The sequence below is a fragment of the Vreelandella maris genome, from assembly GCF_013371085.1.
Lineage (GTDB): Bacteria > Pseudomonadota > Gammaproteobacteria > Pseudomonadales > Halomonadaceae > Vreelandella > Vreelandella maris.
On sequence record NZ_JABWCV010000049.1, the window covers coordinates 1 to 10,997 of the forward strand.

The following is a 10,997-nucleotide window of genomic DNA, read 5'->3' on the forward strand; positions in this document are numbered from 1 at the left end:
AGGTCAGCGTCTGTTGTTCAGGTTCAGTGAGAGGGGCAACGAAGCGTTTTTCCATGGTTCTGTCCGTGTCAGAAATCCTGGCATGGATATTACACGAAAACTTTAGATCAGGTACTTACTACCTACTCGACGTCTTTACCGACCAGCCGTTTACCGGCAATCCTTTGGCTGTCTTTCTTGATACCGATGGGTTAAGCACAAGCAATATGCAGGCGCTGGCCAATGAGCTAAATCTTGCTGAAACGGTGTTTTTAGGCGCATCGTCTGAGCCGAATCACTACCCGATGCGGATTTTTACGCCGACTCGTGAGCTACCTTTTGCAGGCCACCCCACGGTCGGCACCGCGCACCTGTTAGCAGAGTTGTACCTGATAAACCGTGAGCAAGACGTTGTGCTACAGCCCCCTATCGGCGAGCTGGCGGTTAGTTATGAGCAAGGGAGAGCAACGTTTAAAACCGCCCAGCCGGTCAAGTTAATGGACAGCAGCATTGAGCATGCAACGGCGGCAACACTGCTCGGACTTGAAAGCCTTCAGGTGATTAGTAACCCCGTATTCTCCTCCCTCGGGCTACCCTTTCATCTGATCAAGCTAACCGATCGTGACGCCTTGGCGAGCATCAGCATCGACACCGCGCTATGGCAAAGTTCGGTGATGACGAGCAGCGCAGAGCAGGTCTACCTATACGTGACAGAGCCATCAGACAACGCAGCCATCCAGATCAGCAGCCGTATGTTCTGCATGCACGCCAGTATCTGCGAAGACCCGGCCACCGGCAGCGCTGCCGCCGCTTTAACCGGCTATTTGGCCTCACTCCAACCAGATGCCTTGCAGTGCACGATTCACCAGGGCGTGGAAATGGGGCGACCCAGCGTTATTCACACCGCCGCCAATGGTGGGATCGAACCCGGTTTTGTAACGGTGGGCGGTAATGCCGTTGTGGTGGGTCAGGGCGTGTTTAAAGTGCATCAATAAGTGCATGCAAACAATCACATACAAACAATCGCATGAAAGATACTCAACACGCCCTGCCTTGCTGGTTGATCAACTCGCTTCCCACTGCTTGCGAGTGGAGGATCAGGCCACCGTCACGTCGGTCGAGAGATAGACATCCTGTATGGCATGCAGCAGGTCGACGCCCTCCTTCATCGGCTTCTGGAATGCTTTGCGACCGGAAATAAGGCCCATGCCCCCGGCACGCTTATTGATCACCGCCGTGCGAACGGCCTCACCCAGGTCAGAATGCCCTTTAGAGCCCCCGCCGGAGTTGATCAACCCAGCGCGTCCCATAAAGCAGTTGGCTACCTGATAACGAGCCAGATCGATCGGGTGATCCGACGTCAGCTTGCTGTAAACATCATCGTGGGTATGGCCGAAACCAACTGCTTTGTAGCCGCCGTTATTTTCAGGCAGTTTCTGCTTGACGATATCCGCCTTGAGGGTCGCTGCCATGTGGTTGGCTTGACTGGTGAGGTCAGCTGCGACGTGATAATCGGTGCCTTCCTGCTTGAAATCCGGGTTACGCAGATATGCCCACAATACGGTCACCATCCCCAACTGGTGGGCGCGCTCAAAGGCTTCACTGATCTCCATGATTTGTCGGCGACTCTCGTGGGAGCCAAAGTAAATGGTCGCCCCAACCGCCACGCAGCCCATGTCGTGCGCCTGCTCTACATCAGCAAATAATGTCTGGTCGTAGATAGCCGGGTAACTCAGCGTCTCGTTATGGTTGAGTTTTAGCATCATCGGGATCTTGTGAGCATAGCGCCGCGCCACCGACGAAAGCACGCCAAGCGTGGAAGCCACGCCGTTGCAGCCACCTTCTATAGCCAACTCGACAATGTTGGCCGGGTCGAAATAGCGCGGGTTAGGTGCAAACGAGGCACCTGCCGAGTGTTCAATGCCCTGGTCTACCGGCAGCAGGCTAAGATAGCCGGTACCCGCCAAGCGCCCATGATTAAAGAATGCCTGCATGTTACGCAGCACCGCTGGGCTGCGGTCACTATCGGCCATCACACGATCGATGAAATCGGGGCCAGGGAGATGCAAGTCCTCACGACGAACACCCTGGCAAGTGTGGTTAAGCAAGCTATCGGCATCGCTGCCAAGCAAAGCGGCTATATCGGTCATGATGGGCTCCTCTCTACTTGATTTGTAAGAAAGTGTAAAACAAAAACTTCCTCACTAGAGCATAGAGCTTAAATAGCGCAGATGGAAAGTACCGCCCCCGTATTACAGCGAAAATACCGAGGGCGGTAGGTAGCAGCCCTGTCTTATGCTGCCTGCACATCGATACGCCGTGAGCGATGGCTATCCTTTTTCGGCAGCGTAATGGTCACGACACCATTGGTGATACTGGCCGTAATGGCATCACTGTCCACTTCATGACTGAGATTGAAGCGGCGCGCAAACCGCTGGCCACGCACCTCGGCATGCAGCGCGCTCAGCCCTTCAGGCATATTCAGGGCTATCTCACCCTCCAAGCTCAGCACGTTATTATCGAGCTCAACCTTGAGCGATTCGCGGGTCACACCAGGCATATCGGCAATTAGTTTGAGGGCGCTGGCTTCCTCAATGATATCCACTGCCGGTAGCAACGTTTCCTGAGTACGTTTTATGTCGCCGCGCTCCTGCAACGGGGACTGGGTGGCTGTACGGACAACGTTATTCATGGTTTATCCTCCTTTACCAAGGTTAATAAACATGACTTAAGCCGCCTGAACGTCAATACGCCGCGGCTTGAGTTCTTCCCGCTTGGGCAGCACGATCTCAAACACACCATGGGCATGGTGCGCTTCGGCACGCTCAGCATCTAGGCCATCAGGTAGTGCAATGGCCCGCACGAACTCACCGCTGGGGCGCTCACGTCGAAATACCGGGCGCGAGCTGCCATCCTCATTACTACCGATGGCGGGCTCACGCTTGCCACGCAGGGTAAGCACGTTATCCTGGATATCAATGGCCAAGTCCGAGGGCGCCAGCCCCGCAGCAAACACATAGACACGCACGGCATCATCGCTGCGAGCGAGATTGATCATCGGGAAACTGCCCCGTGGCACTGCCCGAATATCCATCGCACTGCCATCAGGCAAGAAGCCGTCCAATAGTTGACGAAACCAATCCAACTGCTGGGACGAGCCGATTTCGAAACGCTTAATATCGTCGAACATAGCGAACACCTCCTACGTTAAGCAGATGATCGAAAGAGGTCGCCAAGTCACAGAGCAGCGCCTCTCACAACTGCAAAATAGGAGCGTTTCAAAGGCTTTCAAGGGGTTCAATAGCAATTTTTCTAGCTTTTTCACCGGCCATTACGAAGTCAGCCCAATCCCGCGCAAAATCACCGAAGTCACCGACTGCACTGCTTTTTCGAACTGCAGGTCGCTCAGCGGCTGGTCGTCGTTGAGCAGGCAGATTTGGTAGTCGAAATCGGCGTAGTGCTGGGTGGAAGCCCAGATCATATAGAGCAGGTAGGAAGGTTCGACAGGATTTATCTGGCCCGACTCTACCCATTCGCGAATTTTTGACTCTTTGAGTTTGGCCCATTCATAAAGGTTATCGCGCAGGCGTTCTTTGAGAATGGGCGCTCCCTGCATCACTTCGGCGGCCCATACTTTTGAGCCGTGGGCGCGGTTGCGGGAGTGGGTCATCTTGGCGCGAATGTAGGTGGACAGTACGACGCGAGGGTCATCATAAAGCTCGAAACACAGCGCATCCTGTTTCCAGACCTCAAGAAGGGCTAATAGGACATCTTGATACAGCGCCTTTTTGGTCGAAAAATAGTAGTGCACATTAGACTTGGGGAGTTCGGCCAACTGCGCGATTTCGCCCATGGAGGCACCGGCATAACCTTTTTCAGCAAACAGCTGCTCTGCCGCCTGGAGAATCTTTTTTACGTTGGTTTGCCGAATTTCGTCCTGGGTTCTCGCCACGCTGTCCTCGTCCCTATACGTCTGAAGTACGCACCAAAAAAAAGCACCATCGCAGGGCGACGGTGCTGAGAAGATGTCTTAGTTACCCGAGAACGTCAACTTTGATTGGCGGGGAACGAGAACTCCGCCGTTGTCGCTTCGCTAACGGAAGGCCAGCGCTGGGAAACCGCTTTACGGCGGGTATAGAAACGCACCGAGTCCGGCCCGTAGGCATGAAGGTCGCCAAACAGCGAGCGCTTCCAGCCGCCAAAGCTGTGGTAGGCCACCGGCACGGGCAGCGGTACGTTCACCCCTACCATGCCGACCTCGATAGCGTCGGTGAAACGACGAGCGGCTTCGCCATCGCGAGTAAACAGACAGGTACCGTTGCCGTATTCGTGATCGTTAATTAACTGCATGGCGTCGTCCAAACTACCGACCCGCACGATGCACAGCACTGGCCCGAAGATCTCTTCCTGATAGATGCGCATCTCGGCAGTGACATTATCGAACAGGCAGCCGCCGACAAAATAGCCCTCTTCATGGCCAGCCACTTTCAGGCTGCGGCCATCAGCGACGAGGGTTGCACCGGCGTTAACGCCCTCTTCGATGAAGCCGAGCACTTTATTGCGGTGCTCAGCCGTTACCAGCGGGCCCATATCCAGGCCTTTGTCAGTGCCAGGCCCCACTTTCAGTTGCGCGATTTTGGGCAGCATGGTTTCGACCAGACGATTGGCCGTTTCGTCACCGACACATACCGCCACTGAAATCGCCATGCAGCGTTCACCACAGCTACCGTAAGCCGCGCCCATTAGCGTGTTAGCGGCGTTTTCCAGGTCAGCATCCGGCAGCACCACAGCGTGGTTCTTCGCCCCACCCAACGCCTGAACGCGCTTACCCGCGGCGGAACCGCGCGAGTAAATCGCTTCCGCCACCGGTGTGGAGCCGACAAACGAAATGGCTTTAACGGCTTTGGCATCCAAGAGTGTTTCCACTGCTTCGCGGCCGCCGTGAATGACGTTCATCACGCCTTTAGGCAGTCCGGCTTCTTGCAATAGTTCGGCCACTGCCATTGAGGCGGACGGGTCTTTCTCAGATGGCTTAAGGATAAAGGTATTACCGCAGGCAATCGCCATCGGGTACATCCACAGCGGCACCATGGCGGGGAAGTTAAACGGGGTAATGCCCGCCACCACGCCTAAGGGCTGGAAGTTTGACCAGGCATCAATGCCCGGCCCTACGTTGTGGGAGTACTCGCCTTTGAGCAGTTCCGGAACACCGCAGGCGTACTCCACGTTTTCAATGCCACGCTTGAGTTCGCCCATCGCATCTTCTGGGGTTTTGCCATGCTCTTCGCTGACCAATTGCACTAGGCGGTCAGCGTGCTCTTCCAGCAACTGCTTAAAACGGTACATCACCTGAGCGCGCTTGGCGGGTGGCGTATCGCGCCAAGCGGGGAAGGCCGCCTGGGCGGCGCTAATAGCAAGCTCTACGTCGGCGGTATCCGCATCAGCGACTTGGCGAATCACTTTGCCAGTTGAGGGATTGGTGACATCCAGCGTGCGCTTGCTCTCGACTAACTCACCGTTAATCAGGTGGGAAACAACACTCATGTTTAAACTCTCTGTAGTTAAACTTTCTGTAGTTAAACTTTCTGTAGTTAAACTCGCTGAAGTTGATCAGTAGATTAGGCTAACGAATCCAACGTAGTCGCAACGGCGTCGAACAGGCGCTCAAGTTCAGCCTCAGTGGTGCCAAACGGAGGGCCAAACTGCAACGTGTCGCCACCGTAGCGCACGTAGAAACCCGCTTCCCAGAGCGCCATATGCGCATCCCGGGGGCGGATCGTTGGATCACCGTCTCGGGGCGTTAGTTGAATGGCACCCGCTAAGCCGTAGTTACGAATATCGACAACGTGATTGCGGCCTTTCAAGGCGTGCAGCTTCTGCTCAAAGGTGGGCGCGATGGCGCTAACCTGAGCGGGGAAGTTGTCACGCTCCATCATTTCAAGGGCCGCTAGCCCCGCAGCGCAAGCCACCGGGTGGGCGCTGTAGGTATAACCATGGGTGAATTCAACGGCGTGTTGGGGGCCACCAGCGTGCATAAAGGTGTCGAATATCTCGCTGGAGGCAATCACCGCGCCCATAGGAATGGCGCCGTTAGTGATCTGCTTGGCCACGTTCATGATATCCGGCGTAACGCCAAAGGCTTCAGCGCCCGTCGTTGCGCCACTGCGGCCAAAGGCGGTAATCACTTCGTCAAAAATCAGCAGAATATCGTGGGCAGTGCAGATCTCGCGCAGCCGATCCAGATACCCTTTTGGCGGCACAATAACGCCCGCCGAGCCAGACATCGGCTCGACAATCACCGCAGCAATGGTCGAGGCATCGTGGAGGGCGATTTGATCGAGCAACGCATCAGCAAGCTCGGCACCGGTTTCCGCTTGACCGCGGGTAAAAGCGTGGCCCGCCTGAAGGGTATGCGGCAGGTGCGTTACTTCCAACAACTGACCGTAGTGTTTACGGTTGCCACCGATACCGCCCAGGCTGGTGCCGCCGATATTCACCCCGTGATAGCCCTTGGCGCGACCGATCATGCGAGTCTTCTCAGGTTTACCTTTTAGCCGCCAGTAAGCCTTGGCCATTTTGACCGAGGTATCGGCCGCTTCTGAACCGGAGTTGGTGAAAAACACATGATCAAGCCCGGCAGGTGTAAGGCTGGCAATCTTTTCCGCCAGTTTAAACGCGAGCGGATGGCCAAGCTGAAAGCCGGGGGCAAAGTCGAGGCTGCCTAACTGCGCCGACACGGCTTTTTGAATCTCTTCGCGGTTATGCCCCGCACCGCAGGTCCATAGCCCGGAAAGCGAATCGAACAGCTTACGGCCCTGGTCGTCGATGTAGTAACGCCCTTCCGCCCCGGCGATAACCCGCGGGTTGGCATGGAAATCGCGGTTGGCGCTAAACGGCATCCAGTAGTGCTGATTGAGCGCCGTTTTAGAGGGTGAATCCCCCATCGAAGAAGGTGAGGATTGCGTCTTGGTTTTGCTTTTTATTCCAAACATGGTGTCTAGCTCCATCGCTATGAGACATGGTCTCAGCATGCGCCACCACACACGTTTATAAAATTACGCTTTTCTTTTGTTCACGTTAGAGAATGTATACGTATCACGGGCTTTTTTGTCTCTACTCTAGCAATGAGCCAAATAATAAATCGGGGAGTCGCCAGCTTCTTCCGTGCTCAATAAAAGGAATTGATATGAACTCGCTTATTGAACCGAAAATCGCCATCGCTGACTTACGCACTGACAGCGATCGACTTTGGGAATCGCTAATGGAGTTGGCCCAGCTAGGTGCCACCGCCAAAGGTGGCGTTAACCGTCAGGCGCTCACCGATTTAGAGCGCCAGGGGCGGGATCTGTTTATTCAATGGTGCCGCGCTGAAGGCTGCACGATTCGTATCGATAATATCGGCAATATTTTTGCCCGCCGGGAAGGCAGCAACCCCAACGCCAAAACTGTGATGGCGGGCAGCCATCTGGATAGCCAGCCTACCGGCGGCAAGTACGACGGCTGCTTTGGCGTGCTCTCTGGTTTGGAGGTGATTCGCACCCTAAACCAGCACAACATCACCACGCACTCCCCTATCGAAGTCGTCGCCTGGACCAACGAAGAAGGCTGCCGCTTTCCGCCCTGCATGATGGGCTCCGGCGTATTCACCGGTGAGCTGGAATTTGACGCCATGATGGCGCGCACCGACGCCGATGGCGTGACAGTAAGCGATGCCTTGGACGCCATTCACTACCGCGGCAGCGACAGCGTCTCGCCCAGCGAAATCAAGGCCTACTTTGAACCACATATAGAGCAGGGGCCGATTTTGGAAGATACCGACACCACCATTGGTGTGGTGATCGGCGGGCTTGGCCAGAAGTGGTTTGACTTGACCCTGACCGGGCTGGAGGCCCACGCGGGCCCTACGCCGATGAACCTACGCCGCGACGCCATGATGGGGGCTGCGGAAGTTACCCAGGCGCTCAACCGTATTGCCCATGAGCATCAGCCCCACGGGCGCGGCACGGTCGGCTGTATGACGCTGCACCCCGGTTCGCGTAACGTGATTCCCGGCCAAGTCAAAATGACCCTGGATATGCGCCACTGGGAACCAGAAGCGCTGATCACGATGGGCCAAGCTGTCGCTGAGGCAGTTGAGGAGATTTGCCAACGTCACGGGCTGGAGTATGAGTTAACGCCCACGGCGGATTTCGCGCCGGAATACTTCAATAAGGAATGTGTTAATGCGGTGCGCCAAGGGGCAGAAAAGCTCGGCCTATCCCACATGGATATCATCAGCGGCGCAGGCCACGATGCGATGTTTGTGGGTCGCGTCGCCCCCGCCGCTATGATTTTCATTCCCTGCAAGGATGGCATCAGCCACAACGAGATCGAAAGCGCCACGCCAGAGCATGTGCATGCAGGCTGTAACGTTCTGCTCCACGCCATGCTGGATGCCGCTGGCCTCGACTAGATTTCACAGAACGCTACCGCACAGGGAGCGTGCGGTAGCCGGCGGCTTAAAGCACCACGTCATAACCTTCAAACTTTGGCGGGCCGAGATAGATACCTTCTGGCGCTTTGGCATTGGCGTGCGCTTTGCGGAAGGCGTCTGACTTGGTCCAGTCGCGGAAGGCTTCCTCGGATTCCCATACGCTGTGGGAGATAAACACGGTGTGGTCTTCCTGCTTTTCACCCTGCAGCATCTTGAATTGCTTGAAGCCCGGCACTTCATCCAGGTGAGAGTCGCGGTTGCGCCACACTTCTAGAAAGTCATCTTCACGGCCTGGGGCAATCCGAAAACGGTTCATGGCGATATACATGGTGACGCTCCTGTTGGAAGGGTTCTGCTGAATGGATTACGCAAATGCTGGCTTGATGGTAACGTCCTGGTGTGATGACGAACAGGTGTAGCGACGAATAGCCCTCAACCGCCAGGTATCGGTTTTGTTAATGACTAAGGCACCCCTCCAGGTCGTTTGGTTCAAACGCGATTTACGCATTCACGACCATGCGCCGCTGGCTAACGCCGCCGCGGCGGGCACCGTGTTGCCCCTGTTCGCCATCGAGCCCGGCCAGTGGCAGGCACCAGACAGCGCCCTGCGCCACTGGCAGTTTGCCGCTGACTCGCTTATCGACCTTTCAAGCGCGTTGGAAACCCTCGGCCTGCCGCTGTGTATTTGGCAGGGCGAAATCGTTGATGGTTTGAACGCGCTCAAAGCGCACTATGGCGAGCTGGTGCTGCATTCCCACGAGGAGACCGGCAACGCCTGGAGCTTTGCCCGCGACCTTAGCGTCAAAGCGTGGTGCCAGCAGCACGACACGCCATGGCATGAAGCGCGCCAGCACGGCGTCGTGCGTGGTTTAAAATCCAGAGTGGCTGACCGTAACGCCTGGGAAAAGCAGTGGGAAACGTTAATGACCGCGCCCACCGCCACTGCCCCACAAAACGCCCAGGCGGCTGAGGGTTGGCAAGCCTTTCACCACATTGACGCCGAACAGCTTCACGGCCTGACGCTCGGGTTTGATACCACGCCCTGCCCCGAGCGCCAGCTCGGTGGCCGCAGCGAAGGCCGCGCAATATGGCGCAGCTTTATCAACCAGCGCGGACGGCGTTATCGTGGCTCGCTTTCGAAACCGCTGCAGGCCTGGGAATTTGGCTCACGGCTTTCGCCGCACTTGGCCTGGGGCACCCTCTCCATGCGTGAAGTGGTGCAGTCGCTGCGTCGCCAGCGGAAAAAGCATGCGGAAGACACGCCGTGGTCACGCTCGCTGCGCGCCTTTGCTTCCCGGCTCCACTGGCACTGCCATTTTATTCAAAAGCTCGAAAGTGAGCCGAGCATCGAGCATCAAACGCTACACCCGGCGCTGCGCGGTCTACGGGAGCGCGATCCGGAACACCCCAATCTGATCGCCTGGAAGCGCGGCCAAACCGGCGTGCCGCTGGTGGATGCCTGCATGCGCAGCCTGACCGCCACCGGCTGGATCAACTTTCGCATGCGCGCCATGCTGCTCTCCCACGCCACCTTTGGTCTTGGGCTGCACTGGGTTGAGCCTGCCCTGCACTTGGCGCGGCTATTTACCGATTTTGAACCTGGCATTCATTACCCCCAGGTACAAATGCAGGCAGGCGCCACGGGCACCAACGCACTGCGAGTGTATAACCCTATCAAACAGGCGGAGGATAACGACCCTAGCGGCGAGTTTGTCGCCCGCTGGGTGCCGGAATTAACCACTCTGCCGTTAGAGTGGCGCGCCAAACCATGGGCGCTTCCAGAAAGCCTGCAAAAGCGATTTGGCTTTCAGCCCGGCGAGCACTACCCACTGCCCAACGACTTTGAGTGTGAGGCGCGCCACTGGAAGAAGATGCTGTATGAGCTTCGCCGCACGCCGGATGCCAGAAAAGCCAGCCAAGCCATTGTGGATAAGCTCGCCAGCCAGCGGCGGCCGTCTGCTCGGCGGGCTAAAAAAGCAAAACCCGCCGATCGTCAGCAACTTTCGTTGTTTGATGATGAGTCATAAGATTTATTTTTCTTAAGAACCTTCTCAACTTAAACTTATTAAAAAATTTATTACAAGAGCATATGTCTTAATTTTTTGTAAGAAATATCTTACGCACTATAAGGGATATCTTACAAAAAAAATGCATAAGCATTATTGACACGAAGAAAAACAATAATTAAATTTAAATAACGCCAGCTTGCTTTCGAAAATAAAAATTCAATTTATACATCCAAGGAGAAAGTAAGATGAAAACAGAAAAAGAATTTGAAGAAAGCATCAAAAAACACTTAAAAGAACTTCCAAAAGGATATATCGAAAGCTTAAAAAGAGACTATAAAGATGACACAATGGTTATTATGCATGATCTTTTGCCTGAGGACATAAAACAATCAATCGCCTCAGAGGCAAGGCAGCTTCTAAGTGCCTATTCAAAATTAATCGCGTGATCAGTTCCGTAACCACCGAGTAAGCGGTGTACCTCTTCATGTAGACGTTCAAACGAGAGATAGGCACTCAAGGGCAGCCAGGTGTACTTC

11 protein-coding genes and 1 pseudogene are annotated in these 10,997 nt (G+C 55.4%); 4 read left to right on the top strand and 8 right to left on the bottom strand.

What is annotated here, in order from left to right:
• Nucleotides 1-53 precede the first annotated feature (53 nt).
• Nucleotides 54-974: a PhzF family phenazine biosynthesis protein gene (locus HUO07_RS20960; protein ID WP_176305080.1), complete on the top strand. Its 921-nt coding sequence runs from the start codon at nucleotides 54-56 to the stop codon at nucleotides 972-974.
• Nucleotides 975-1,076: 102 nt separating this feature from the next.
• Here the strand turns inward: HUO07_RS20960 and HUO07_RS20965 are convergent, their stop codons facing one another.
• From HUO07_RS20965 to aptA, 6 genes are all read right to left on the bottom strand, one after another.
• Nucleotides 1,077-2,129, bottom strand: a complete 1,053-nt coding sequence (locus HUO07_RS20965) for a class I fructose-bisphosphate aldolase (protein WP_176305081.1) — start codon at nucleotides 2,127-2,129, stop codon at nucleotides 1,077-1,079.
• Nucleotides 2,130-2,272: 143 nt separating this feature from the next.
• On the bottom strand, nucleotides 2,273-2,671 hold the full coding sequence (locus HUO07_RS20970) for an Hsp20/alpha crystallin family protein (RefSeq protein WP_101148145.1): 399 nt from the start codon (nucleotides 2,669-2,671) through the stop codon (nucleotides 2,273-2,275).
• A 36-nt stretch (nucleotides 2,672-2,707) separates the two neighbouring features.
• Nucleotides 2,708-3,169, bottom strand: a complete 462-nt coding sequence (locus HUO07_RS20975) for an Hsp20/alpha crystallin family protein (protein ID WP_176305082.1) — start codon at nucleotides 3,167-3,169, stop codon at nucleotides 2,708-2,710.
• Between the two features lie 141 nt (nucleotides 3,170-3,310).
• On the bottom strand, nucleotides 3,311-3,931 hold the full coding sequence (locus HUO07_RS20980) for a TetR family transcriptional regulator C-terminal domain-containing protein (protein WP_176305083.1): 621 nt from the start codon (nucleotides 3,929-3,931) through the stop codon (nucleotides 3,311-3,313).
• 95 nt (nucleotides 3,932-4,026) lie between these two features.
• Nucleotides 4,027-5,523, bottom strand: coding sequence for a CoA-acylating methylmalonate-semialdehyde dehydrogenase (locus HUO07_RS20985; RefSeq protein ID WP_176305084.1), 1,497 nt, complete (start codon nucleotides 5,521-5,523; stop codon nucleotides 4,027-4,029).
• Nucleotides 5,524-5,597: 74 nt separating this feature from the next.
• A complete protein-coding gene (gene aptA, locus HUO07_RS20990; protein WP_176305085.1) occupies nucleotides 5,598-6,971 on the bottom strand; it encodes an omega-aminotransferase AptA in 1,374 nt (457 codons plus the stop codon).
• 194 nt (nucleotides 6,972-7,165) lie between these two features.
• On the opposite strand from aptA, the gene HUO07_RS20995 reads away from it, so the two are divergent.
• The gene (locus HUO07_RS20995) at nucleotides 7,166-8,431 is read left to right on the top strand and encodes a Zn-dependent hydrolase (RefSeq protein WP_176305086.1); all 1,266 of its coding nucleotides are present in this window, start codon (nucleotides 7,166-7,168) and stop codon (nucleotides 8,429-8,431) included.
• Nucleotides 8,432-8,477: 46 nt separating this feature from the next.
• Here HUO07_RS20995 and hmuQ read toward each other — a convergent pair whose 3' ends face one another.
• The gene (gene hmuQ, locus HUO07_RS21000) at nucleotides 8,478-8,780 is read right to left on the bottom strand and encodes a heme-degrading protein HmuQ (protein WP_176305087.1); all 303 of its coding nucleotides are present in this window, start codon (nucleotides 8,778-8,780) and stop codon (nucleotides 8,478-8,480) included.
• Nucleotides 8,781-8,910: 130 nt separating this feature from the next.
• Between hmuQ and HUO07_RS21005 the strand changes: the two genes are divergently transcribed.
• Both HUO07_RS21005 and HUO07_RS21010 read left to right on the top strand, forming a co-directional pair.
• The gene (locus tag HUO07_RS21005) at nucleotides 8,911-10,479 is read left to right on the top strand and encodes a cryptochrome/deoxyribodipyrimidine photo-lyase family protein (RefSeq protein WP_176305088.1); all 1,569 of its coding nucleotides are present in this window, start codon (nucleotides 8,911-8,913) and stop codon (nucleotides 10,477-10,479) included.
• Nucleotides 10,480-10,706: 227 nt separating this feature from the next.
• A complete protein-coding gene (locus tag HUO07_RS21010; protein WP_176305089.1) occupies nucleotides 10,707-10,907 on the top strand; it encodes a hypothetical protein in 201 nt (66 codons plus the stop codon).
• Here the strand turns inward: HUO07_RS21010 and HUO07_RS21015 are convergent.
• A pseudogene (locus tag HUO07_RS21015) lies at nucleotides 10,886-10,997 on the bottom strand (IS630-like element ISHsp2 family transposase); the annotation flags it as partial. The gene HUO07_RS21010 and the pseudogene HUO07_RS21015 overlap by 22 nt on opposite strands.

Excerpts from the sequence above, each read along its gene's own strand:
- HUO07_RS20960 (WP_176305080.1), top strand. The coding sequence starts at position 54 with ATGGTTCTGTCCGTGTCAGAAATCCTGGCATGGATATTACACGAAAAC.
- HUO07_RS20965 (WP_176305081.1), bottom strand. The coding sequence starts at position 2,129 with ATGACCGATATAGCCGCTTTGCTTGGCAGCGATGCCGATAGCTTGCTT.
- HUO07_RS20970 (WP_101148145.1), bottom strand. The coding sequence starts at position 2,671 with ATGAATAACGTTGTCCGTACAGCCACCCAGTCCCCGTTGCAGGAGCGC.
- HUO07_RS20975 (WP_176305082.1), bottom strand. The coding sequence starts at position 3,169 with ATGTTCGACGATATTAAGCGTTTCGAAATCGGCTCGTCCCAGCAGTTG.
- HUO07_RS20985 (WP_176305084.1), bottom strand. The coding sequence starts at position 5,523 with ATGAGTGTTGTTTCCCACCTGATTAACGGTGAGTTAGTCGAGAGCAAG.
- aptA (WP_176305085.1), bottom strand. The coding sequence starts at position 6,971 with ATGTTTGGAATAAAAAGCAAAACCAAGACGCAATCCTCACCTTCTTCG.
- HUO07_RS20995 (WP_176305086.1), top strand. The coding sequence starts at position 7,166 with ATGAACTCGCTTATTGAACCGAAAATCGCCATCGCTGACTTACGCACT.
- hmuQ (WP_176305087.1), bottom strand. The coding sequence starts at position 8,780 with ATGTATATCGCCATGAACCGTTTTCGGATTGCCCCAGGCCGTGAAGAT.
- HUO07_RS21005 (WP_176305088.1), top strand. The coding sequence starts at position 8,911 with ATGACTAAGGCACCCCTCCAGGTCGTTTGGTTCAAACGCGATTTACGC.
- HUO07_RS21010 (WP_176305089.1), top strand. The coding sequence starts at position 10,707 with ATGAAAACAGAAAAAGAATTTGAAGAAAGCATCAAAAAACACTTAAAA.